This window comes from Streptomyces sp. NPDC001292, from assembly GCF_042896465.1.
Classification (GTDB): domain Bacteria; phylum Actinomycetota; class Actinomycetes; order Streptomycetales; family Streptomycetaceae; genus Streptomyces.
Genome location: NZ_JBIAXG010000001.1, coordinates 394,156 through 417,782 on the forward strand (window position 1 = coordinate 394,156; position 23,627 = coordinate 417,782).

The 23,627-nt window shown below is 73.5% G+C and carries 19 protein-coding genes, 1 other RNA gene and 2 pseudogenes; 13 read left to right on the forward strand and 9 right to left on the reverse strand.

Annotated features, from left to right (window positions below; genetic code table 11):
* Nucleotides 1-702, reverse strand: a complete 702-nt coding sequence (locus tag ACFY4A_RS01700) for a class I SAM-dependent methyltransferase (protein ID WP_390827412.1) — start codon at nt 700-702, stop codon at nt 1-3.
* 112 nt (nt 703-814) lie between these two features.
* Nucleotides 815-2,554: an MFS transporter gene (locus ACFY4A_RS01705; protein WP_390827413.1), complete on the reverse strand. Its 1,740-nt coding sequence runs from the start codon at nt 2,552-2,554 to the stop codon at nt 815-817.
* A 243-nt stretch (nt 2,555-2,797) separates the two neighbouring features.
* Between ACFY4A_RS01705 and ACFY4A_RS01710 the strand changes: the two genes are divergently transcribed.
* A complete protein-coding gene (locus ACFY4A_RS01710) occupies nt 2,798-3,655 on the forward strand; it encodes a MaoC/PaaZ C-terminal domain-containing protein (protein WP_390827414.1) in 858 nt (285 codons plus the stop codon).
* A gap of 76 nt (nt 3,656-3,731) precedes the next feature.
* Here ACFY4A_RS01710 and ACFY4A_RS01715 read toward each other — a convergent pair whose 3' ends face one another.
* Together ACFY4A_RS01715 and ACFY4A_RS01720 are read right to left on the reverse strand one after the other, a co-directional pair.
* Nucleotides 3,732-3,887, reverse strand: a complete 156-nt coding sequence (locus tag ACFY4A_RS01715) for a hypothetical protein (RefSeq protein WP_390827415.1) — start codon at nt 3,885-3,887, stop codon at nt 3,732-3,734.
* Nucleotides 3,888-5,434: 1,547 nt separating this feature from the next.
* Nucleotides 5,435-6,481, reverse strand: a pseudogene (locus ACFY4A_RS01720) (hypothetical protein); the annotation flags it as partial.
* A gap of 197 nt (nt 6,482-6,678) precedes the next feature.
* Between ACFY4A_RS01720 and ACFY4A_RS01725 the strand changes: the two are divergent.
* From ACFY4A_RS01725 to ACFY4A_RS01735, 3 genes are read left to right on the forward strand one after another with little or no spacing between them, the layout of a single operon-like run.
* On the forward strand, nt 6,679-7,563 hold the full coding sequence (locus tag ACFY4A_RS01725) for a Nif3-like dinuclear metal center hexameric protein (protein WP_390827416.1): 885 nt from the start codon (nt 6,679-6,681) through the stop codon (nt 7,561-7,563).
* 13 nt (nt 7,564-7,576) lie between these two features.
* Nucleotides 7,577-8,320, forward strand: a complete 744-nt coding sequence (locus tag ACFY4A_RS01730; protein ID WP_390827622.1) for a zinc ribbon domain-containing protein — start codon at nt 7,577-7,579, stop codon at nt 8,318-8,320.
* A gap of 24 nt (nt 8,321-8,344) precedes the next feature.
* Nucleotides 8,345-9,613: a bifunctional RNase H/acid phosphatase gene (locus ACFY4A_RS01735; protein ID WP_390827417.1), complete on the forward strand. Its 1,269-nt coding sequence runs from the start codon at nt 8,345-8,347 to the stop codon at nt 9,611-9,613.
* On the opposite strand, the pseudogene ACFY4A_RS01740 reads toward ACFY4A_RS01735, so the two are convergent.
* A pseudogene (locus tag ACFY4A_RS01740) lies at nt 9,597-9,907 on the reverse strand (keto-deoxy-phosphogluconate aldolase); the annotation flags it as partial. The gene ACFY4A_RS01735 and the pseudogene ACFY4A_RS01740 overlap by 17 nt on opposite strands.
* A 44-nt stretch (nt 9,908-9,951) precedes the next feature.
* The gene (gene yaaA, locus ACFY4A_RS01745) at nt 9,952-10,761 is read right to left on the reverse strand and encodes a peroxide stress protein YaaA (RefSeq protein ID WP_390827418.1); all 810 of its coding nucleotides are present in this window, start codon (nt 10,759-10,761) and stop codon (nt 9,952-9,954) included.
* A 78-nt stretch (nt 10,762-10,839) separates the two neighbouring features.
* Here yaaA and ACFY4A_RS01750 point away from each other — a divergent pair, with 78 nt between their 5' ends.
* The 7 genes from ACFY4A_RS01750 (at nt 10,840) to ACFY4A_RS01780 (ending at nt 18,022) form a co-directional block, all read left to right on the forward strand.
* Nucleotides 10,840-12,345 carry an RNB domain-containing ribonuclease gene (locus tag ACFY4A_RS01750; RefSeq protein WP_390827419.1) on the forward strand — a complete coding sequence of 502 codons (1,506 nt, stop codon included), beginning with the start codon at nt 10,840-10,842 and terminating at the stop codon, nt 12,343-12,345.
* Nucleotides 12,346-12,607: 262 nt separating this feature from the next.
* Nucleotides 12,608-13,009: RNase P RNA component class A (gene rnpB, locus ACFY4A_RS01755), an RNA gene on the forward strand.
* A gap of 477 nt (nt 13,010-13,486) precedes the next feature.
* Nucleotides 13,487-15,277 (forward strand): ATP-binding protein, encoded by a 1,791-nt coding sequence (locus ACFY4A_RS01760; RefSeq protein WP_390827420.1) that lies wholly within the window; start codon nt 13,487-13,489, stop codon nt 15,275-15,277.
* A 121-nt stretch (nt 15,278-15,398) separates the two neighbouring features.
* Nucleotides 15,399-15,818, forward strand: a complete 420-nt coding sequence (locus ACFY4A_RS01765) for a roadblock/LC7 domain-containing protein (RefSeq protein ID WP_390827421.1) — start codon at nt 15,399-15,401, stop codon at nt 15,816-15,818.
* Complete coding sequence (locus ACFY4A_RS01770; RefSeq protein ID WP_390827422.1) at nt 15,815-16,171, forward strand: DUF742 domain-containing protein; 357 nt, start codon at nt 15,815-15,817, stop codon at nt 16,169-16,171. The genes ACFY4A_RS01765 and ACFY4A_RS01770 overlap by 4 nt, the downstream gene beginning before the upstream one ends.
* Complete coding sequence (locus ACFY4A_RS01775) at nt 16,152-16,769, forward strand: ATP/GTP-binding protein (RefSeq protein ID WP_390827423.1); 618 nt, start codon at nt 16,152-16,154, stop codon at nt 16,767-16,769. The genes ACFY4A_RS01770 and ACFY4A_RS01775 overlap by 20 nt, the downstream gene beginning before the upstream one ends.
* Nucleotides 16,766-18,022 (forward strand): cytochrome P450, encoded by a 1,257-nt coding sequence (locus ACFY4A_RS01780; RefSeq protein WP_390827424.1) that lies wholly within the window; start codon nt 16,766-16,768, stop codon nt 18,020-18,022. The genes ACFY4A_RS01775 and ACFY4A_RS01780 overlap by 4 nt, the downstream gene beginning before the upstream one ends.
* Before the next feature lie 305 nt (nt 18,023-18,327).
* Here the strand turns inward: ACFY4A_RS01780 and ACFY4A_RS01785 are convergent, their stop codons facing one another.
* Nucleotides 18,328-19,554 carry a cytochrome P450 gene (locus tag ACFY4A_RS01785; protein WP_390827425.1) on the reverse strand — a complete coding sequence of 409 codons (1,227 nt, stop codon included), beginning with the start codon at nt 19,552-19,554 and terminating at the stop codon, nt 18,328-18,330.
* A gap of 441 nt (nt 19,555-19,995) precedes the next feature.
* On the reverse strand, nt 19,996-20,541 hold the full coding sequence (locus ACFY4A_RS01790; protein ID WP_390827426.1) for a DoxX family protein: 546 nt from the start codon (nt 20,539-20,541) through the stop codon (nt 19,996-19,998).
* A 132-nt stretch (nt 20,542-20,673) separates the two neighbouring features.
* On the opposite strand from ACFY4A_RS01790, the gene ACFY4A_RS01795 reads away from it, so the two are divergent.
* Both ACFY4A_RS01795 and ACFY4A_RS01800 read left to right on the forward strand, forming a co-directional pair.
* Nucleotides 20,674-21,000, forward strand: coding sequence for a nuclear transport factor 2 family protein (locus ACFY4A_RS01795; protein WP_390827427.1), 327 nt, complete (start codon nt 20,674-20,676; stop codon nt 20,998-21,000).
* Nucleotides 21,001-21,318: 318 nt separating this feature from the next.
* Nucleotides 21,319-22,566: a D-alanyl-D-alanine carboxypeptidase family protein gene (locus ACFY4A_RS01800; RefSeq protein WP_390827428.1), complete on the forward strand. Its 1,248-nt coding sequence runs from the start codon at nt 21,319-21,321 to the stop codon at nt 22,564-22,566.
* Between the two features lie 294 nt (nt 22,567-22,860).
* Here ACFY4A_RS01800 and ACFY4A_RS01805 read toward each other — a convergent pair whose 3' ends face one another.
* Entirely contained in the window at nt 22,861-23,619 is a 759-nt protein-coding gene (locus ACFY4A_RS01805) for an SDR family oxidoreductase (RefSeq protein ID WP_390827429.1), read from the reverse strand.
* Nucleotides 23,620-23,627 lie beyond the last annotated feature (8 nt).

Here is a 23,627-nt window from a genome sequence, read left to right on the forward strand (position 1 = left end):
CTAACGGCGGGCGCGGGCGCCTGCTTCCGTTCGCCGCAGGACGCGCAGCGATCCGGTCGCCGACACCTCGGTGAACCCGCCCGACTCCAGGGCCCGGAGGTAGACGCGGTACGGGGCCTGCCCGGTGAACTCGTCCACCGGGTCCGGGAACACGTCGTGGATGACCAGCAGCCCACCCTCGGCGAGGTGCGGCGCCCACCCCTCGTAGTCGGCGCCGGCGTGCTCGTCGGTGTGGCCGCCGTCCACGAAGAGAAGGCCGAGCGGGGTGTTCCACAGGGCGGCGATCTGCGGCGAGCGGCCGACGAGCGCCACCACGTGGTCCTCGAGACCCGCCCGGTGCAGGGTCCTGCGGAACGTGGGGAGCGTGTCCATCAGCCCGATCTCGGGGTCGACCGTCTCCGGGTCGTGGTACTCCCAGCCGGGCTGCTGCTCCTCGCTGCCGCGGTGGTGGTCCACGGTGAGCGCGGTGACCTGGGCCCGCCGGGCGGCGTCGGCGAGCAGGATCGTCGAGCGCCCGCAGTACGTGCCGACCTCCAGCAGCGGCAGCCCCAGCCGTCCGGCCGTCACGGCCGCCGCGTACAGCGCGAGCCCCTCGTCGGTGGGCATGAACCCCTTCGCGGCCTCGAACGCGGCGAGGATCGCGGGTGGGGGTCCCCCCTGCTCGAGCGCAGCCGAGAGCTCGGGGGAAGGTGCCGCGGGCATGGGGTCGGTCCTTCCGGTCGGTCGTGCATCCGTTCCGGCGCCATGCTGCCGCACCCCCTGCCGCGCGGGCGACAGGGGGTGCGGTGGCGTACGTCTCAGGCGTACGTCTGTTTCAGGCGGTGACCGACTCGCCCGGCAGGGACAGGTCCAGGTCGACCGGGTGGTCCTCGCCGGTGTGGGTCGCCGCGCTGGCGTGCGGGCCGTGCCCGGCGGCGCGGGCGGCCAGGACGTACGGGCCCCGGGCCGGGACCGCGAGGGCGTAACTGCCGTCCTCGGCGGAGAGCGTGGCGCCCGCCTGGCGGCCGCGGCGGTCGATCAGCGTGACCTTGGCGCGGGCGACCGGGGCGCCGCCGGCGTCCAGGACCCGGCCGCGGAAGCCGCGCAGGACCGCCTCGGCCCGCGCCAGGTTGGCGTCCTCCTCGCTGCTCGCGCGCAGCTGCGGGCCGTTCGAGAGGTTCGGCCGGGGCAGGCACAGGGCCAGTGTCAGGCCCACGACGACGGCGGCCGTGGCGATCAGGAAGGAGACACGGAAGCCGTGCATGGTCGGGATCGCGAGGCCGCCGGCGTGGTGCGCGGTGTTGGCGAGCACCATGCCGATCACGGCGCTGGACACCGAGGTGCCGATGGACCGCATCAGGGTGTTGAGGCCGTTGGCCGCGCCCGTCTCGGAGGCCGGGACCGCGCCGACGATCAGCGCGGGCAGCGACGAGTACGCCAGTCCGATGCCGGCGCCCAGAACCACCGAGACGACGACGGTCTGCCAGGCCGCGTTCATCAGGCCGAGGCCGGCGGCGTAGCCGACCGCGATGACCAGCAGGCCGATGATCAGGGTGACCTTCGGGCCGTGGCGGGCGGACAGACGGGCGTAGACCGGCGCGGTGAACATCATGGTCAGGCCCAGCGGGGCCACGCACAGACCGGCGACGACCATCGACTGCCCGAGCCCGTAGCCGGTGGCGGTGGGCAACTGGAGCAGCTGGGGCAGGACGAGGGAGACGACGTAGAAGCTGACGCCGACCATGATCGAGGCGAGGTTGGTCAGCAGCACCTCGCGGCGGGCGGTGGTGCGCAGGTCGACCAGCGGGGCCGCGACGCGCAGCTCCATCAGGCCCCACAGCAGCAGGACGGCGACGGCCGCGGCGAACAGGCCGAGCGTGGTGGGCGACGACCAGCCCCAGTCGCTGCCCTTGGTGACGGGCAGCAGGAGCAGGACCAGGCCGCCGGACAGGCCCAGCGCGCCCGGCAGGTCGAAGGAGCCCTCGGCGCGCGTCGGGGACTCCGGTACGACGAGGAGGGTGAGGCCGATGGAGAGGACGCCGAGTCCGGCGGCGCCGTAGAAGAGGGTGTGCCAGTCGGTGTGCTGGGCGACCATGGCCGCGGCGGGCAGGGCGAGACCGCCGCCGACGCCGATCGAGGAACTCATCAGCGCCATGGCGGAGCCGAGCCGCTCGCGCGGCAGCATGTCCCGCATCAGGCCGATGCCGAGCGGGATCGCGCCCATCGCGAAGCCCTGGAGCGTGCGGCCCGTGATCATGGGCAGCAGGGCGGAGGTGAACGCGCTGACCAGCGCGCCGACCACCATTACGGCGAGGCTCGCGATCAGCATGCGGCGCTTGCCGTACAGGTCGCCGAGGCGGCCCATGATCGGCGTGGCCACGGCGCCGGACAGGAGGGTGGAGGTCAGGACCCAGGTGGCGTCGCTGGGCGAGGTGTCCAGCAGTTGTGGCAGGTCCTTGATGACCGGGACGAGCAGGGTCTGCATCACCGCGACGACGATCCCCGCGAAGGCGAGCACCGGGACGACGGTCCCGCTCGCTCTCCGTTCGGGCCGTCCGTTCGTCGTGAGCGTCATCGAGTGGGGCCTCCGGGCCTTGAGGGTGGAGCGAGCGGTCATCCGTGCGGAACGGGCGCTGGGGCAACCCCGTAGGCCGAGGCAACTATTCCGATGCTTTGGCTTACTAACGAATTCTTGACCGTTCCGTGAGGATCCGAACGCCTGTCAGGCCGCCTGGCGGGTCGGGGTCCGCGGCGGGAAACTGACGCGGTGTCAGGGCTCTTCACAGCCGAAGAGCGCTGGGCTAGATTCTGGAGCCCCATGCCCATCGACGCAGCCAAGGCCCTCGCGGCCGAACCCCGTACCGGTGAGATCTCCTGGACCCCCAGGGACGTCCTGCTCTACCACCTCGGCATCGGCGCGGGCCTGCCCGCCACCGACCCCGGCGAACTGCGCTACACCCTGGAGACGCGGCTGCATGTCCTGCCGAGCTTCGCCACCGTGGCCGGCGGCGGCTCGCCCGGCGTGATCAGCGGCCTGTCCATGCCCGGCGTCGACGTCGACCTCGCCCGCGTCCTGCACGGCGGCCAGTCGCTGACGGTGCACCGCCCCCTGCCCGTGGCGGGCACCGCCACCGCCACCAGCCGCATCGCCGCCGTGTACGACAAGGGCACGGCGGCCGTCCTGGTCATGCGCACCGAGGTCGCCGACGGCGACGGGCCGCTGTGGACCGGTGACGCGGCGATCTTCGTCCGGGGCGAGGGCGGCTGGGGCGGCGACCGCGGTCCCTCCGCCCGGCCCGCCGCGCCGGCCGGTGAGCCGGACCGCATTGTCGAGCGGACGGTCCGCGAGGACCAGGCCCTGCTCTACCGTCTGAGCGGCGACTACAACCCGCTGCACGCCGACCCGGAGTTCGCCGAGCGCGCCGGCTTCGACCGGCCCATCCTGCACGGGCTGTGCACCTACGGCATGACCCTCAAGGCCGTCGTCGACACACTGCTCGGCGGGGACGTGACCCGCGTAAGGTCCTACGCCACGCGCTTCGCCGGGGTGGTGTACCCGGGCGAAACCCTGCGCATCCGCATGTGGCGGCAGGACGGCAGGGTCCGGGTGACGGTGAGCGCCGTCGAGCGGGAGGACGCACCGGTGCTGACCGACACGATCGTCGACCACGCCTGAGCGGGGGACGGTCGAGCGTTCACGAAACGGCCCCGCCCATCGGCGGATGGGCGGGGCCGTGGCGTTCGACGTGCCGTCAGGCCGCCGACTCGTTCTGCTCCGCGGGCCTGCGGTGGCGGCCGCTGGGTGCGGCCTCACCGTCGCCGACCGAAACCGGACCCCGGTGCTTGCCGTGACCCGCGGACTCTTCGACGTCGGCGGCGGACGGCTGGGTCGTGCTGGCGTCGCTCATCGGAAGAAATTCACCCCGTCAACAATGATCTTTCGTACAGCCGGGCGAGTTTAACCGGCACACCTCGGGTCGAATCCAGGCGGCCACGCCAACCGGCACTACTTCGTTACAAGACGCCCCAGGGGTGCCTGTTGGAGCGGAACGGGGCGAGGGGTGGGACGGGGAACGAGGGGGGTCGGAGGGCCGGGTTCCGGTGCGGGGGCGGGGCCGGGTCCGGCTACGGATCCGTCTTCCTGGCCGGAGGCGGCGTGCGGGGCGGCTTCCGGCGCGGGATGGGGCTGTCCGGTTTCGGGTGTGGCCTGCGGTGGGGCTTCGGGTGCGGGGTGGGCTCCGGTTCCAGGTCCGATGAGGAGGCCGGTTCCGAGGGTGGCGTGGGTTCTGGTTACGGGTGTGAGGTGCTGGTGCGGCGTGGCTTCGCTTGGAACGTGGGGTCCTCTTTCGGCTCCGATGTGGGGCCCGGCCGCGGGTGCGGCTGTGTGGGGCCCGACCTCGGGCGCGGTGTGGGGACCGGGTTCGGGTCTGGCTTCGGGTCCGGCTTGGGGTCCGGTGTGGGGCCTGGCCGCGGGCGCGGTGTAGGGCCCGGGTTCGGGTCCGGCTTCGGGTCCGGCTTCGGGTCCGGCTTCGGGTCCGGCTTCGGGTCCGGTGTGGGGCCCGGCATGGAGTGCGGCGTGGGGCCCGGCCTCGGGCGCGGTGTAGGGCCCGACCGCGGGTGCGGCCTGGGGGCCGGATTCGGGTCTGGCTTCGGGTCCGGTGTGGGGCCCGGCATGGAGTGCGGTGTGGGGCCCGGCCTCGGGCGCGGTGTAGGGCCCGGGTTCGGGACCGGCTTGGGGCCCGGTGTGGGGCCTGGCCGCGGGCGCGGTGTAGGGCCCGGGTTCGGGTCCGGTGTGGGGCCTGGCCGCGGGTGCGGCTTGGGGTCCGGTGTGGGGCCTGGCCGCGGGCGCGGTGTAGGGCCCGGGTTCGGGTCCGGATTCGGGTCTGGCTTGGGGTCCGGTGTGGGGCCCGGCATGGAGTGCGGTGTGGGGCCCGGCCGCGGGCGCGGTGTAGGGCCCGGGTTCGGGTCCGGATTCGGGTCTGGCTTGGGGTCCGGTGTGGGGCCCGGCATGGAGTGCGGTGTGAGGCCCGGCCTCGGGCGCGGTGTAGGGCCCGGGTTCGGGTGCGGCTTGGGGTCCGGTGTGGGGCCTGGCCGCGGGTCCGGCTTGGGGTCCGGTGTGGGGCCTGGCCGCGGGCGCGGTGTAGGGCCCGGGTTCGGGACCGGATTCGGGTCCGGTGTGGGGCCCGGCATGGAGAGCGGCGTGGGGCCCGGCCGCGGGTGCGGATTCGGGTCCGGCCCCGGGTGTGGCGTGGCGTTCCTGTTCGGGGCCGGTGTGCGGTCCCGTTCCCCGTGTGGCGCAGGGCCTGGGTTCGGCTTGTGATCGGGACTCAGCGGGCGGTCCGGATCTGGAGGGCGGTCCGGATTCGGTTGCGGGCCGTGGTCCGGGTGCCGTGGCCCGGTCCGGCGCTTCAGACGGGGCGGGCAGCGGGATGCGTGCCCCCCTCAGTCCCGGTCCCGGTGCCGACTGCCTCGTCGGAGCCGCCCACCGCGCCACTGCGCACGGCACCGCACTCGTGGCGTAGGGCAGATGAAGTACACCGTCGTCGGTCCACAAGCCGGACCCGGACAGCCACCCCTCGGGCGCCGGAAGATGCCGTACCTGCCGCTCGGCGGGCCGCCACACGGCCACCCAGCTGCCGAACGCGCCGTCGCAGCGCAGCGCCACCCCGCACTGCTCCGGGGTGAGCACCTGCCCCGGCTGGATCGCGAACGGCGTCACCACGCAGTCCGCCAGCCGCAGGCACTCCGGGAAGCGCACCGGCTGCGTGCTGCCCAGCACGCCCCAGCCCAGCCGTTGGCGCCCCGGCGAGGGGGCGTCCGAGCGGATCAGCAGCAGTCCGCTGTCGGGGTCGGCGAGCAGCAGCCGGTCGTCGCTGCCGGCCGCGATCTGGAGCAGCGGCGACGTCTCGCCGCCGCCCTCCAGGTCCACCACGACCGCCTTGGTGCGCCCGCCCGTCTCGCGGTCCAGGGCCAGCATCCGCCCGGCGCGGTCCAGCCAGACCCCGCCCGAGCAGCGGCCCGGCACCTCGGCCAGGTGCTCGGGCCCGAAGGTGCCGCCCACCACCAGCCACACCGCCGAGGACCGCCGGCCCACGGCGAGCGCGTAGGCCCGCTCGCCGCCGGGCGCCGGGGGCAGCAGCCGCAGCCCCGCGCCCTCCGGGCACTCGATGGCGCCGAGCGGCAGCTCGCCGGTCCCCGGGCCGGTCGGGTACAGCAGCGAGAAGGTGTGCCGGCCGTCCACCAACCGCCGGATCAGCACCCGGCCGTCGCCCATCGGCAGCACCTCCGTGCCGGGCTCCTCGGGCTGGTTGCCGGGCAGCGGCACCGCGTACGGCTCGGGGCCGTCCAGCGTCCAGCGCTCCGGGTACAAGGAGTCTCCGCCGCCTGCGAGCCGGGCGGCGTAGGCACCGTCCACCGTGATCGTGCAGCCCGCCCGCGGGGTACCGTCGTCGTCCTCGTCGTCCTCGCCGGCCGCCGAAGTCTCGACAATGCAGGCTGTCATCGTTCGGTCACCTCCTGCCAGGACGGTAGTTTTCCCACGCACACAGGGCGGACCGGCGGGCGGCTGCTTCACACATACGGGTGGCCGAAAAACGATTCGCCTGAAGAAACGGAGACCGATGTGCTGGACTGCCCCGGTCCGAGCGGGGGCGACGGCACCGGTTCAGCCGCGGCGAACACCCAGGTAGCCTTGCACCCGTGCCCCGTCTGTCTGAAGTCATCGCCGCGCTGGAGAACCTGTGGCCCGCCGAGCGGGCCGAGTCCTGGGACGCGGTCGGCACCGTCGTGGGCGACCCCGAGCAGGAGGTCGGCCGGGTCCTGTTCGCCGTCGACCCGGTCCAGGAGATCGTCGACGAGGCGGTGAAGCTGGGCGCGGACCTGCTGGTCACCCACCACCCGCTCTACCTGCGCGGTACGACGACCGTGGCGGCCTCCACCTTCAAGGGCCGCGTGGTGCACACCCTGATCAAGAACGACATCGCCCTGCACGTGGCGCACACCAACGCGGACTCCGCCGACCCGGGCGTCTCCGACGCGCTGGCCGGGGCGCTGGACCTCAGGGTCGTACGCCCCCTGGTGCCGGACGCCACCGACCCGGAGGGCCGCCGGGGCCTGGGCCGGGTCTGCGAGCTGGACCACCCGCTGACCCTGCGCGACCTCGCGGCCCGCGCCGCCGAGCGGCTGCCCGCCACCGCGCAGGGCGTCCGCGTGGCCGGCGACCCGGAGGCGGTCGTGCGCACGGTCGCCGTCAGCGGCGGCTCCGGCGACAGCCTCTTCGACGACGTACGGGCCGCAGGCGTCGACGCCTTCCTCACCGCGGACCTGCGCCACCACCCGGCCTCCGAGGCCCGCGGCCAAAGCCCCCTCGCACTGCTCGACGCGGCGCACTGGGCCACCGAGTGGCCCTGGTGCGAGCTGGCCGCCGCCCAGCTCGACGAGATCTCCGACCGGCACGGATGGGGCCTGCGTGTCCACGTCTCCAAGACGGTCACCGACCCCTGGACCGCCCACGCGGCGTCGTCCGCCGCCACCCTTCCGATGAGCGCTTCGCGCGCCCCTTCCTCTACTTCCTCTACTAGCTAACGGGAGCCCCCAACTGAACGCCGCGCCCGCCGACCAGATCCGACTCCTCGACGTCCAGGACCTCGACGTCCGCCTCCAGCAACTGGCCCACAAGCGGAAGTCGCTGCCCGAGCACGCCGAGATCGAGTCGCTGAACCGGGACCTCACGCAGCTGCGCGACCTGCTGGTGGCCGCGCAGACCGAGGAGAGCGACTGCGCCCGCGAGCAGACCAAGGCCGAGCAGGACGTGGACCAGGTACGCAAGCGTGCCGCCCGTGACCAGCAGCGCCTCGACTCCGGCGCGATCACCTCGCCCAAGGATCTGTCGAACCTCCAGCACGAGATCGCGTCCCTCGCCAAGCGGCAGGGCGACCTGGAGGACGTCGTCCTGGAGGTCATGGAACGCCGCGAGTCCGCGCAGGAGCGGGTCACCGAGCTGACCGGGCGCGTCGCCTCCGTCCAGGCCAAGGCCGACGACGCGACCGCGCGCCGGGACGCGGCCTTCGAGGGGATCGACGGCGAGGTGGCGTCGGTGACGAAGGAGCGCGAGGTGATCGCCGGCGCCGTACCCGCGGACCTGCTGAAGCTCTACGACAAGCTGCGCGAGCAGCAGGGCGGCATCGGCGCGGCCAAGCTGTACCAGCGCACCTGCCAGGGCTGCCGGCAGGAACTCGCCATCACCGAGCTGGGCGAGATCCGCGCGGCCGCCCCCGACACGGTCGTACGCTGCGAGAACTGCCGCCGCATCCTGGTGCGCACCGCCGAGTCCGGTCTGTAGTCGGGTCTGCGAGGAGCGAGCGGCGTGCGGGAGTTCATCGTCGAGGCCGACGGCGGGTCGCGGGGCAATCCGGGGCCCGCGGGCTACGGGGCGGTGGTGCTCGACGCGGCGACGGGGGAGCCCCTGGCGGAGCACGCGGAGTACCTCGGTGTGGCCACGAACAACGTGGCCGAGTACCGGGGCCTGCTGGCCGGCCTGCGCGCCGCGCACGCCCTGGATCCCGCGGCGGCCGTGCACGTCCGTATGGACTCCAAGCTCGTCATCGAGCAGATGTCGGGCCGCTGGAAGATCAAGCACCCCGACCTCAAGCCGCTCGCGACGGCGGCGGGCCGGGTGTTCCCGCCCGACCGGGTCACCTACGAGTGGATCCCCCGCGAGCGCAACAAGCACGCCGACCGCCTGGCCAACGAGGCGATGGACGCGGGTGCCCGCGGCGAACAGTGGTCCGGCCCGTTCTCGGACACGCCGGGCAGCCCGATCACCGAGCCGATCCCCGACAGCGGCACGGACACCCGCACCTCGTCGGCCTCCGGTGGTTCCGTTTCCGCCGACACCGGCGCGGGAGCCGACGTCCGGGCGGCGCGTGCCGCCGCCGGTGGTGGCCGGCCGGCTTCCGGTGCGGGGCCTGATGAGGCCGTGGCCGCGCCCGGCTGGGCGCCCGCCGATCTCGGTGCTCCCGCCACCTTCGTTCTGCTGCGGCACGGGGAGACGCCGCTGACGCCGCAGAAGCGTTTCTCGGGCTGTGGTGGCACCGATCCGTCGCTGTCCGGCGTGGGCCGCGAGCAGGCCGAGAAGGTCGCGGCGGCGCTCGCCCGGCGCGGCACCATCCAGGCCGTCGTGTCGTCGCCGCTCGCCCGCACCCGCGAGACCGCCGCTGTCGTCGCCGCCCGCCTCGGCCTCGACGTGACCGTGGAGGAAGGGCTGCGCGAGACCGACTTCGGCGCCTGGGAGGGGCTCACGTTCGGCGAGGTGCGCGAGCGCTACCCGGACGACCTGAACGCCTGGCTGGCCACCCCGGACGCCGAACCCACCGGCGGCGGCGAGAGCTTCGCGGCCACCGCGATCCGGATCGCCGCCACCCGGGACAAGCTGGTCGCCGCTCACGCGGGCCGCACGGTGCTGCTCGTCACGCACGTCACCCCGATCAAGACGTTCGTCCAGCTGGCCCTCGGCGCGCCGCCGGAGTCCCTGTTCCGCATGGAGCTGTCGGCGGCGTCCCTGTCGGCGGTGGCGTACTACGCGGACGGCAACGCCAGCGTCCGCCTGTTCAACGACACGTCCCACCTGCGCTGACCGCCACCGCCGCGCGGGCCGGCCGTTCGACCCCGGCCCAGTTCCGGGCGGCCACCCCCGACGCCGTGGACACCCAGGGCAGGGACGGCACTTCGGATGCCGGCATCGCCTCCAGCAGCACGTCGGTCCAGCCGGGGCTCACCAGGAGGCGCCCCGCCACCACGCTCCGCGCCACCTGCGCCTGCGTGATGACCACCCCGCGCCCACCACCGCATCGGCGATCGCCGGAAGCGCGTCGAGCGCGGCCGACGTCCGCGGCGTCACCTCGATCGCGGGCAGCCCGCCGGCCACCAGCAGCACCCGTGCTCCAGCGGTACGGCCCCGGGTGGATCCCCGCGTCAGTGGATCTCCGTCACCACCACGTCCAGTGCCCACGGCCGCCCCGCCTTCCGCGGCGGCTCCGCCTCCACGACGTACCCGAGGTCCCGCAGCGCCTCCACCAGCCCCGCCGGGTCCTTCGGAGCGGCCCCCTCGGTCAGCAGGGAGCGCACGATCCGCCCCTTCGTGGCCTTGTTGAAGTGGCTGACCACGGACCGCTTCTCCACCCCGTCCACGATCTGGGAGTGCAGCACCCGCACCGTCGCCGTCCGGCCCGCGGCCTCCCCCTTCGGCTTCCACGCCGCCGCGTACGCCGACGACCGCAGGTCCAGCACCAGCCCGTCACCGGCCGCCTCGGGCAGCACCGAGGCCATCGGCGTACGCCAGTACGCGGCCAGCGCGCCCAGCCCGGGCAGCTTCACACCCATCGAGCAGCGGTAGGAGGGGATCCGGTCGGTCACCCGTACCGCGCCCCACAGCCCCGAGAAGACCAGCAGCGAGCGCGCGGCGCGCCGCTTGGCCGCCGGGTCGAGGGAGGCCAGGTCCAGGGCGTCGTAGAGAACACCGGTGTAGATCTCCCCGGCGGGACGCGTCCCCGCCGTGCGCAGCCCGGCGTTCTTGGCGACCTCGCCGCGCAGGCCCTCGCTCAGCCCGAGCACCTCGCGGGCCTTCTCGTTCTCGTCGGGGTCTCCCGCGCACAACTCGACCAGTTCCGTCAGCACCGTCTCGCGGGCGGCGGCCAGCCCCGGCAGTGACAGCGACTCGGGCCTCAGCGGGGCGCCGCGGCCGGCGGCGGCCTTGCCTTCGGACGGGGGGAGCAGCACAAGCACGGGGGTAACTCCTTCGGGGTAGCGCTCCGCGACAGCGTACGGCGTGCCACCCGTGCGCCCCCGCCCTACGCTCGCTGTATGCCCCGCCGCCCGCTCCGCGTGACCGGCGCCCCCGAAGGACTCCTGAGGGCCGCCCTCGCCGCACTGCGCACCACGCTCGACGTGCCCGGTGGCTTCCCGCCCGCGGTGCTCGCCGAGGCGGAACGGGCCGCGCGGGACCCCGCCCTCCCCCTGCACGACGCCACCGACATCCCGTTCTTCACCCTTGATCCGCCGGGCTCCAACGACCTCGACGGGGCCGGCCTCGACCGGGCGACACACCTGTCCCGCCGGGGCAGCGGCTACCGCGTCCGCTGCGCGGTCGCCGACGTGGCCGCCTTCGTCGTACCGGCGGGCGCCGTGGACGCCGAGACGCACCGGCGGGCGGTCACCCTGTATTTCCCCGACGGCAGAGTCCCGCTGCACCCGGCCGTCCTGGGCCAGGGCGCCGCGAGCCTGCTGCCCGGGCAGACCCGGCCCGCCGTGCTGTGGACGCTCGACCTGGACGCGGAGGGCCGCACGCGGGCCGTCGACGTCCGCCGTGCTCTGGTCCGCAGCCGGGCACAGCTGGACCGGGCCGGTGTGCAGAAGGAGATCGACGGCGGAACCGCCGACGAACCGGTCGCGCTGCTTCACAACGTGGGGCGGCTGCGGGAGCGGCTGGAGGCCGAGCGCGGCGGCACCTCGCTCGTGGTGCCCGAGCAGGAGGTCGTGGAGCACCCGGCGGACATGCCCGGGGGCCGCGCGTACGAGCCGGCGTACCACGCCCCGCTCCCGGTCGACCGCTGGAACGCCCAGCTCTCACTGCTCACCGGCATGGCCGCCGCCGAACTGATGCTGGCCCACGGCACCGGCGTGCTGCGCACCCTGCCGGCTGTCCCCGACGGCGCGGTCGGCCGGCTGCGGCGCAGCGCGCACGCCCTGGGCGTCGACTGGCCGCACCACGTGTCGTACGCCGCCCTCCTCGGCACCCTCGACGCGCACCGGCCGCGGCACGCGGCCTTCCTGTGGGAGTGCGCGACCCTGCTGAGCGGCGCCGGCTACACCATCTTCCGGGACGGCGGGCTCCCGGCGATCACCGCGCACGCCGCCGTCGCCGCGCCCTACGCGCACTGCACGGCCCCCCTGAGCCGCCTCGCCGACCGGTACGCCACCGAGATCTGCCTGGCCGCCGCGGCCGGCCAGGACGTGCCCGAGTGGGTGCTCACCGCGCTGGACGCGCTGCCGGAACGGATGGCCGAGGGCGCCCGGCGCGCGGCCGCAGTGGAGCGGGAGTGCCTGGACGTGGTGGAGGCCGCGCTGCTGAAGGACCGCGTCGGCGAGCTCTTCGAGGGCTGTGTGATCGACGTCGACGAACACGGTCCCACCGCCGGCACCGTCCAGGTGGAGTCCCCGGCCGTCGTCGCCCGCGTCGAGGGCGGCGCCGCACCGTTGCCGCTGGGCGAACGCCTCCGACTCCGGCTCACCCGGGCCGACCCGTCCGCCCCACCACCCGCGAGGGTGCGCTTCACACCCGCGCGAGCACACCGGCGTCCTCGGCGTTAAACCGCACGAGCCGCACCCACCTGCGCCTGCCGAAGAGGGTGACGTGCTCGACCGGCGCGGTCGGTTCGAGGGTGACGGAGGTCTGCGAGCCGACGGGCACGTCCAGCTCGCCCTCGGTCCGCTCGTGCGTCGTGCGCGTCGAAGGCCAAGCGCACGGTCCGGCGGCCGGCCTGGGCCTGACCAGGGCCTGACGGGGCTTTGCCGGCACCCGGCCGGAAGCAGGGCCGGTCGGCGCGACCGGTACCATGGTGCGTACGGCAGACGAGCCGGGCGGGCGGCCGCGTGAAGTCCTCAGGGGCTTCCCGAGGAACGTCCGGGCTCCACAGGGCAGGGTGGTGGCTAACGGCCACCCGGGGTGACCCGCGGGACAGTGCCACAGAAAGCAGACCGCCGGGGATCTCGGTCCTCGGTAAGGGTGAAACGGTGGTGTAAGAGACCACCAGTGCCCAGGGTGACCTGGGCAGCTCGGTAAACCCCACCCGGAGCAAGGTCAAAAGGAGTCGCCGCAAGGCGGCTCTGCGCGGACGTTCGAGGGCTGCCCGCCCGAGTCCGCGGGTGGACCGCACGAGGCCGGCGGCAACGCCGGCTCTAGATGGATGGCCGTCGCCCCGGGCTCCGCGAGGAACCCGGGGAACAGAACCCGGCGTACAGCCCGACTCGTCTGCCGCTCACCTCGCCCGGGGCGCGCCGTCTTGCCGCTGACCGGGGTTCCGCTCAGTCGCCGCCGCCCTCGCCGGGTGTCCCAACCGCCGTAGATGTTGGGCGTGTTCGATTATTCTTGCGTGTGGTTGGCTGGAAAGTGGCTGACGGTGTGCGAAGTTGACGCCAGAGAGGCGTTCGTTTTTTTACGATTTTGACGCTTCGTCAGCGCGTTTGGCAGGCTGGCCATGTGCGTCAGCCGGGCTGAGGTGGTGCCAACTCCTCTATCACAGCTGGTGCTTCGGGCGGTTGGTTCGCGACGAACTTGGGTCACCGGCGGACTGTGCAGCTAGTCAGATCTTCTCGCGCAGCAGTGTGGCTAGCATGAGCAGGTACCCGGTCGGAAGATCGTCGTCCTCTTGGCGACACCCCTTTCCGGCCTGCGGCCGCCGTGTGTCGGCTGCCCCGTTTCTTCTGATCTCATGGACCGAGGGACCGCGGAATGTCAGTGCCTGCACCGCCCAGTCAGCACCGGTCGGCGAAGGCGCCGCACACCTCGCCGACCGCGCCCCTGGTCGTGCTGGTGGTGAGCGCCGCGGCCGGCGGCGCGGCCGTCGCCCTGGCGCCGTCCGGCGCCCGCACCTGGGCGCTGACCGTGGCGGCGGTCGCCTGGGTGTGCGTGGCCGCGGCCGTCCTCGTCAGCCACCGGCTCGTCCACCGGGCCCGGCGCACGGCCGCCGCGCAGGCCTCCGAGACCGGCCGCCTCAAGGCGCAGTCGGCGCAACTGTCGGCGGAGACCGCGCACCTGGTCAACGTGACGCTGCCCGCCGTGGCCAAGCAGCTGCGGGACGGCACGAGCGCGGCCGACGCGCTGGGCAGCGTGCCGCCGCCGTCCGACCCGCAACTGGGCCGGATCGTGCACACCTTCGCCGCCGCCGTCGAGGAAGGCGTGCAGCACGCGGCCGCCCTGGACGGCGAGCGCCGGCAGGCCCAGCACGAGCTGAACGAGGCGGCCACCGCGCTGGAGCGGCTGGCGCAGGAGACGCTGCCCGCCGCGGTCGCCCGGCTGCGCGAGGGCCAGTCCGCCGACACGGTGCTCGCCGAACTCGACCTGCCGCAGCCGGCCATGGTCCGTACCCCGACCGAGTCGTTCGTCCGCGAACTCGCCCACAGCGAGCGGCGCGCCGCCGCGGCACAGGCCGCCTCCGCCAAGGCGCTCAGCCGCGTCCAGGCCAAGTCCGTCAGCATGCTCGCCGACCTGCGGGAGATGCAGGAACGCCACGGCGAGGAGGTCTTCGGCGACCTGCTGAAGCTGGACCACAGCACCTCCCAGCTCGGCCTGATGACCGACCGGCTGGCGCTGCTCATGGGCGGCCGGTCCAGCCGTGCCTGGAACAAGCCGATCGTGATGGAGAGCATCCTGCGCGGCGCCGTCGGCCGTATCGCCGCCTACCAGCGGGTGCGCCTGCACTGCTCCACCACCGCCGCGATCTCCGGCTTCGCCGCCGAGGGCGTCATGCATCTGCTCGCCGAGCTGATGGACAACGCCGCGAACTTCTCCCCGCCCATCGACGAGGTGCACGTCTACGTCGAGGACCGCAGCGCCGGCATGGTCGTCACCATCGAGGACAGCGGCCTGAAGATGGCCGACGCGGCGATGCGCCGCGCCGAGGAGGCGGTGTCCGGCCACATGACCGACCTCGCCTCGCTCCAGGGCACCCGGCTCGGCCTCGCCGTGGTCGGACGGCTCGCGGTGAAGTACGGCATCAACGTCAACTACCGTCCCTCGTCCCGCGGCGGCACCGGCGTCGTCGTCCTGCTGCCCCCGCAACTGCTCGCCCAGCAGCGCGAGTCGGTGTCGCGCGAGGCGGCCGGCCGCCCCGCCGCGGGGACCGCGCCCACGCCGGGCCCCGCCCCCGCCGTGTCGCCCGCCCCGGCCCCGGAGCCCGGGGCCACCTCGCGCCCCGACGTCCCGGAGCGGCCCGCCGCCCGGCCGGAGCTGCCCGAACAGCCACAGCCCCGGCGTGCCACCGGCTCCACGCTGAACGGCCTGCCCGTCCGCGCCCCCGGCCGCACCATGGCCCAGGCGGAACGGGAGCGCGAGCAGCGCCGGTCGGCGTCCGAGGCGGCATCCGGGGCGGCGTCCGAGGCGGCGGACGGAGCCCGCCCGGAGCAGCGTCCGGCACGCGACGCCGGTTCACGGTTCGGCGCCTTCCACCGCGGGCGCCGGTCCGCGGGCGGCACCGCCGGACCGGATGCCCGGCCCGAGTCCGAGCCGCCGGCCGCCCCGTAGCCGCAGCCCCCTTTCCCGTACGGCGCCCGGGGCGTCGGCGCCCACTTCCCGCTCGAGTTCCTGAGATTGGAGGAACGGGCCGGTGACCGGTCAACCGGGCACCACCGTCCCATCACCCATCATGCAGACCACCGACAACAGCCTCACCTGGCTCCTGCAGAGCCTCCTGAAGCGCACCCCCGGCACCCGGCACGCCCTGGCCCTGTCCCGGGACGGCCTGAAGCTGTGCTGGACCGAACACCTGACGCTCGACCAGGCCGACCAGCTGGCGGCGATCTGCTCCGGCATCCAGGCCCTGGCCCAAGGCGCGTCCGTGGAGTTCGGCGACGGTACCGGCGGCGTCCGGCAGTCCATGACCGAGTTCCACGGCGGCCTGCTGTTCATCGTGGAGGCCGGCGAGGGGGCACATCTGGCCGTCCTCGCCGACGAGGACGCCGACCCCGGCGTGGTGGGCCACCAGATGTCCGAGCTGGTGGAGCAGATCGGCGAGCACCTGCGCGCCGAGCCCCGAGAGCCGGTTCCGGGAAGTGCCGCGTCGTGATGCGCAAGCCCGTGGACACCGGTGACCCCGACCGGCTCTACACGGTCACGGCCGGCCGGAGCCGCGCCGACGACTCCTTCGACCTGGTCACCCTCATCGTCAGTGAGTGCCGGCCCACGGCGGGAATGCAGTCGGAGCACGCCCGGATCCTGGAGCTGTGCCAACATCCCACAGCCGTGGTCGAGATCGCCGCGGAGCTGAAACTGCCCATCACGGTGGTGCGGATTCTGCTCGGCGACCTGCTCGACACGGGCCGCATCACCGCCCGCCACCCGCGCGCGGCGCAGTCCGTCGCCTCCCTCCCCGATTCCGCCCTTCTCAAGGAGGTGCTCCATGGGCTCCGCAACCTCTGAGCTGCCCTCCCACCGCACGCCACTGGCCGACGCGGCGGAGACCGGCCTGAAGATCGTCATCGTGGGCGGTTTCGGTGTCGGCAAGACGACCCTGGTCCGCTCGGTGAGCGAGATCCGGCCGCTGAACACCGAGGAGGTGATGACGCAGGCCGGCGTCGGCGTCGACGAGACCAGCGCGGTCGCGACGAAGACGACCACGACGGTGGCGTTCGACTTCGGGCGGATCAGCCTCAGCGAGCGCATGGTGCTGTACCTGTTCGGCGCGCCGGGCCAGGAGCGCTTCTGGTTCCTGTGGGACAGGCTGTTCTCCGGAACGCTGGGCGCCGTGGTGCTCGTGGACACGCGACGGATGGACGACTCCTGGTACGCGATCGACCGGCTGGAGCACCACAAGACGCCGTTCGTGGTGGCCGTCAACCGGTTCGACGACGACACCAACCGGTACTCCCTGGAGGAGATCCGCCAGGCGCTCGCGCTGCCCGAGCACGTGCCGATGCTCGACTGCGACGCGCGGGTCCGGCAGTCCGGCAAGGACGTGCTGGTCACCCTCGTGGACCACCTGTACGAACTGGCCATGGCCCAGGAGGCGACACCGTGACCGACCCCTCTTCCGCGCAACCGGCTCCGCCGGGCTGCCCTGCCCACACCGACGCGGTGCGCCTGGCGGGCCTCGAGTACCAGCAGACGCCGTCGCAGTTGTACCGCGCGCTGCGCCGGGAGCACGGCGCGGTCGCGCCGGTGCTGCTCGACGGGGACATCCCGGCCTGGCTGGTGCTCGGCTATTCCGAGGTCACGTACGTGACCAGCCACGACGAGCTGTTCGCGCGGGACTCCCGGCGCTGGAACCAGTGGGAGAACATCCCGGGGGACTGGCCGCTGATGCCGTACGTCGGATACCAGCCGTCGGTGCTGTTCACCGAGGGCGACGAGCACCGGCGGCGGGCCGGGGTGATCACCGAGGCGCTGGAGGGCGTCGACCAGTTCGAACTGGCCCGCAACTGCCAGCTGATCGCCGACCGGCTCATCGCCGCCTTCGCGGGCAGCGGCCAGGCGGAGCTGATGACCGGTTACGCGCACGCCCTGCCGATGCGGGCCGTGGTGCAGATGTGCGGGATGCCGACCTCGGGCGAGGACACCCAGCAGCTCGTCGAGGACCTGCGAATCTCGCTGGACGCGGCGGAGGGCGACGACCCGGTGGCGGCCTACGGGCGAGTGGGCGAGCGGCTGCGGCGGCTGGTGAAGGACAAGCGGGTCAACCCGGGTCCGGACGTCACCTCGCGCATGCTGCTGCACCCTGCGGGGCTGACGGACGAGGAGATCGTCCAGGACCTGATCTCGGTGATCGCCGCGGCGCAGCAGCCGACGGCGAACTGGATCTGCAACACGCTGCGGCTGCTGCTGACGGACGAGCGGTTCGCGGTGAACGTGTCGGGTGGCCGGCTCAGTGTGGGCGAGGCGCTGAACGAGGCGCTGTGGCTGGACACGCCGACGCAGAACTTCATCGGGCGGTGGGCCGTCCGGGACACCCAGCTGGGCGGGCGGCAGATCCGGGCGGGCGACTGTCTGGTGCTGGGGCTGGCCGCGGCCAACACCGACCCGCAGATCTGGCCCGATTCGCACGTGGGTGCGGAGAACGCCGCGCACCTCTCGTTCAGCAACGGCGAGCACCGCTGCCCCTATCCGGCACCGCTGCTGGCGGACGTGATGGCGCGTACGGCGGTGGAGACGCTGCTGGAGCGGCTGCCCGACCTGGTGCTGTCGGTGGAGCCGGAGAAGCTGACCTGGCGTCCGTCGATCTGGATGCGGGGGCTGACGGCGCTGCCGGTGCAGTTCACGCCGGTGGTGCATTAGGGCGGGGTCTGGTGGTGCCGTGGGGCGGGGTCTGGTGGTGCCGTGGGGCGGGGTCCGGTGATGCGGTGGGGCGGGCGCTCGGTGATGGAGTACGTGGGGGGCTGGTGGTGCCGTAGGGCGGGGTCTGGTGGTGCCGTGGGGCGGGGTCCGGTGGGCGCTCGGTGATGGAGTACGTGGGGGGCTGGTGATGCCGTAGGGCGGGCGCTCGGTGATGCGGTGGGGCGGGCGTCCGGTGGTGAGATGAGGCAGCGCGGGCACATGGGCCCCTGGGTGGGGCCCATCACCTCGGTCAGGCGGTCAGGCGGTCAGGCGGTCACGGGAGTGAACCGCACCGGCAGGCGCTGCGGTCCGCGGGTGAAGACGCCCTCCTCGACCGGGTCGAAGCCGTCGGCGAGGCGCATGTCGGGCATGGCGTCCAGAAGCTGGCTGACGCCGATCTCGACCTCGGCCTTGGCGAGCAGCGCGCCGACGCAGAAGTGCCGGCCGAGCGCGAAGGCGAGGTGGTCGGCGGCGGCGGAGAAGGCGGTCGTGGTGGTGAGGTCGTCGCGGAAGATGTCGAAGCGGTCGGGGTCGCGGTAGCGGTTCTCGTCGCGGTTGGCGGCGCCTATCAGGCAGGTGACGGTGACGCCGGGGGGTATGGTGCCGCCGCTGAGCTTCACCTCGGTCGCGGACTGCCGCATGATCATGTGGACGGGCGGGGTGTGGCGCAGGGTCTCGGCGAAGGCGCGCGGGATCAGGTCGCGGTCGGCGCGGACGGCGGCGAGCTGGTCGGGGTGGAGCAGCAGGTTCGCGAAGATGCTGGCGATCGCCTTGTCGGTGGTCTCGCCGCCGGCGGCGAGAAGCAGGCTGCAGAACGCCTTGATGTCCTCGTCGCTCATCCGCACGCCGTCGACCTCGGCGGCGCACAGCGTGGACAGCAGGTCGTCACCCAGGTTGTCGCGGCGCTCGCGGATGATCGGCAGCATGTACTCGGCGAACTCGACACGGGTCCGCTCGCCCGCCGCGGCCACCTCGGGGTCGCCCGAGAGGTTGCCGAGGAAGGCGATGACGGACGTGTACCAACGGTGGAAGCGCGCGTGGTCGGCCTTGTCGAGGCCCAGCATGTCGGCGATCACGTTGACCGGGAAACGGGTGGCGTAGTCGGTGACCAGGTCGGCGGAGCCGGAGTGCCGGAAGGCGTCGATCAGTTCGCGCGAGTTGCGCTCGATGACGGGCAGGAACTTCTCCTGGAGGTCGCTGCCGCGGAAGGCGGGGGCGACGAGGGCGCGGCGAACGGCGTGCTCCCGGCCGCTGAGCTGGAGGATCGTCTTGCCGTGCACGGGCTCGATCTGCCAGTCGTAGTTGTCGGTGGTGAACTCGCCGTTCTTGTCCTTGAAGACGCGCTCGACGTCCTCATAACGCGAGATGATGTAACTCTGCGTGGCCTCGTGCCAGATGAGGGGCGCGGTGTCGCGCATCAGACGGTACGCCGGGTAGGGGTCCGCGGCGAACTCGGGCGAGAGGATGTCGGGCACCTGCTGCGCGGTGGACATGGGGCTCCCTCAAGGTCAGTGACTGGCTTACGGCACAAGGTAATTGATCACCAGTCAACCGAGACAGCCCCCACCGCGGTGCGGGCCGCCCCCCAGGCAACCGTTGGCCGAAAACCACTCGTTGACTTTGGCCAAAGCGGCCAGGTCGTCGTATCAGCCGATGCCTGCCCTCGAGTACGGCGGCGCCCGGCCGCGGACAGCGGGGCTCAATCGCCCGACGCCGCCCGGCTTTCGGACATGTGCCTTTCGGCCGGTCCGCGAAACCCGGTTCGTTGTGTGGCGCAGTCGGTCGCGAGGTCGGGCAGGCCCCGTCGAGGGGGCGGTGCGCGTCCAGCCAGGCCCACAGGTCGTCGACGGCGGACCAGAGGTCCTCGGGCGGTGCCGGTGCGGTGCCGGGGTGCTGATCGCTCATGCAGCGCAGCCTGCCACGACCAGCGCGCCCTACTCCTCGGAAAGCGCCTCCTGCCCCGCCTCCTTCTCCCGGCGCAGCCGCCGTACGCGCGCGCCCAGGACCACGGACGTCGCCGCGGCCACCGTCGCGAACGCCGCCGGGACCATCCAGCCACGGTTGGCGGTGTGCCCGAGGGCGTGGTCCACGGAGAGCCGGCCGGGGCCCGTGATCGCCAGGCCCGCGGAGGTCAGGCCCAGCGAGGCGGCGTACTCGTAACCGCCGCTCTGGGCGAAGAAGCCGCTGGGCGCGTGCACCGCCGCCGCCCCCGCCATCGCGCCGGCCGCCGCCGCGCCCGCCGCCGGCGTCGCCAGGCCCATGGCCAGCAGCAGACCGCCGCCGGCCTCCGCCAGCCCCGCCGCCATCGCGCTCGCCTTCCCCGGCCGGTAGCCCACGGACTCCATGAACTGGCCCGTCCCCTCGATCCCGCCCCCGCCGAACCAGCCCAGCAGCTTCTGCGCGCCGTGCGCTGCCAGCACGCCGCCGGTACCCAGCCGGAGCAGCAGCAGGCCCAGATCGCGTCGGTCGTAACAGGTCACGGTGACTCCCCAGGCAGATGGCGGAAGACCAGCGGAAACGGACCCCTTCCGGGTGTCCACCGTCGCACCGCCCACACCCGGCGGGCCCCTTTGCGGGTGGCGGGGGCCGGGGACCGGTGTGACGCTGCCGACATGACGATTCAGACCGCCAGACTCAGAGACCCGGCCGTCCGTGCCTTCGTCACCGCCGTCAACGCTCACGACCGCGAGGGCTTCATGCAACTCCTCGCGCCCGGCGCCACCATGGCGGACGACGGAACCGACCGCGACCTCGCCGAGTGGATCGAGCAGGAGATCTTCTCCACGCACGGCCACATGGAGGTCGACAACGAGTCCGACGGCGGCCGCGCCCTCCTCGCCCGCTACCGCAACGACACCTGGGGCGAGATGCGCACCCGGTGGGCGTTCACCATCACCGACGACGGCCGGATCTCGCGCTTCGAGACCGGCCAGGCGTAGAACACGGACGCGAGTCTCCGTACGGTGCCTCGCCCTCGCGCGCGCACCGACTCGCGGCGTTCCCGGGCTTCCGCTCGGTCACCCAGGCCGAGGAGAACGCGAGGGCGCTCGCCGAGGGCCCGCCGACCGCCGCCCAGCCGGCCGAGACCGACCGCACCCTGGGGCGGTGAGCGGGGGAGCAGGGGTTGAGCGGGGGAACGGGCGTGGAGCGGGCCACGCAATTCGACAGGTCATCCGATGACTCGTTTTGATGATCTTTTGACCAGGTTTTGAGGGCATGTCGCGCATGGGCTCGGTCTCGCTTTGTACGGTCCCCGGGTGCGTGATTCCTCTCGGTCCCCCCACCACCTGTCCCGGCGTTCCCTGCTCGCCCTCGCCACGGCCGCACCGCTGACCGCCATGACCGCCACCGGCCCGGCCGGGGCCGCCACCCCGGCCCGCGCCGTCACCCCTGCCCGTGGCGTCACCCCTGCCCGCGCCGCGACCGTGATCGGCGGCGAGCGGCTGGCCCGTGCGGAAGTGCAGGTGAGCGGCGCCACCGGTCTGCCCGGCCGGCTCACCGCCCGTGCCTGGCTCCTCGCCGACTGGGAGACGGGACACGTGCTCGCCGCCTACCGCGCGCACCAGCCCCTCGCGCCCGCCTCCACGCTGAAGATGCTGTTCGCGGACACGGTGCTGGGGAAGTTCCACCGCGCCGAGCGGCACACCGTCACCGGCGCCGAGCTGGCCGACATCCCCATGGGCTCCAGCCTCGTCGGAATCCGGGCCGGGACCACCTACACGGTGGAGCAGCTGTGGCAGGGCGTGTTCCTGCGCTCGGGCAACGACGCCGTGCACGTGCTCGCCCACATGAACGGCGGGGTGGCGAAGACGGTCGCCGAGATGCAGGCCAGGGCCGAGGACCTCCAGGCCCTGGACACCCACGTGGTCAGCCCGGACGGTTTCGACCACCCCGGTCAGCGGTCCTCGGCGTACGACCTGACGCTGATCGCCCGGCACGGGCTGCGCAACGCCGACTTCCGCGGCTACTGCGGCACGCGCGCCGCCGACTTCCCGGCCGGCCGGAACAAGAGCTTCCGGATCCAGAACACCGACCGCCTGCTGACCGGCGCGTGGGGCCTGAAGGCGTACGAGGGCCTGATCGGGGTGAAGAACGGCTACACCAGCGACGCCGGCAACACCTTCACCGGTGCGGCCGTACGCGGCGGCCGCACCCTGCTGGCCACGGTGCTGAACCCCGCGGCCGGCAGCAACGCCGTCTACGAGGAGACCGCCGCCCTGCTCGACTGGGGCTTCGGACAGGGGCGTTCCGCGCAGCCCGTCGGCACGCTGGTCGAGCCGCTGAGCGAGGGCGGGGCGAAGGCGGACGCGGGCGCCTCTGCCGAGAAGCAGGCCGCACCGGCCGCCGCCGGGCCGCCCGGCGCGGCGGCGGAGGGCCGCCCCTCGGCCTGGCGACTGCTGGAAGGTGCGGGCGGGACGGTCGTGCTGCTGACCGGCGGCATGTGGGCGCTGCGTCGACGCCGGTCAGCGGCCACCGCCGACACGGGGGGCCGCCACCGGCGCTGAGCCGACTGCGCGGCAGCCGTTCCACGCACCGGCGTGCACCCCGCGGTGCCGCCGCGGGGCCCACCCCCTGCCGGTGCCGTGGAACGGCTGCCGCCTCCCCCCGAGATGTGGCTCTGGACCCGGCCGACGGAAGCGCGCTGCTCCAACTGTGAAGCTTCGATGGAGGAGATGTCGAGCATAGGCGTTCTACCGGCCCCGGTGGTATGGAGGTTGGGATTCCGCTTGTGCAGATTGCCCCCGGGGGGTCCCTGCGACCGTCCGCTCCGTGCCGCTCACAGCTCCCTCCCGGGTCGCTCAGCCCCGCCCCACGTACGGCATCGTCGTCGCCAGCACCGTCGCGAACTGCACGTTCGCCTCCAGCGGCAGTTCCGCCATGTGCCGTACGGTGCGTGCCACGTCCGCGACGTCCATCACGGGTTCCGGCACCACCTCCCCGTTGGCCTGGAGGGCGCCCGACTCCATCCGGGCCGTCATGTCGGTGGCGGCGTTGCCGATGTCGATCTGCCCGACCGCGATCCGGTACGGCCGTCCGTCCAGGGAGAGTGCCTTGGTCAGGCCGGTCAGGGCGTGCTTGGTGGCGGTGTAGGGCGCCGAGTGGGGCCGGGGCGTGTGCGCCGAGATCGAGCCGTTGTTGATGATCCGGCCGCCCTGCGGGGCCTGCTGCTTCATCCGCCGGTACGCCGCCTGCGCGCACAGGAAGGCCCCGTTGAGGTTGGTGTCCACCACATGCCGCCACGCCTCGTAGGACAGGTCCTCCACCGGCACGCCGCCCGGCCCGAACGTGCCCGCGTTGTTGAACAGCAGGTCGACGCGTCCGAACCGCTCGACGGTGGCGGCGAACAGCGCGGCCACGTCGTCCGGCCGGGCCACGTCGGCGCGTACGGCGAGGGTTGCGGCCCCCGGGGCGAGCGCCGCCGTCTCCTCGAGCGTCTCGGGGCGGCGCCCCGCCAGGGCCACGGACCAGCCCGCGTGCAGCAGTTCCACGGCTACGGCGCGCCCGACACCCGAGCCGGCTCCGGTCACCACCGCGATCTTCGATTGCCTGTCGGTCATGGCACCGG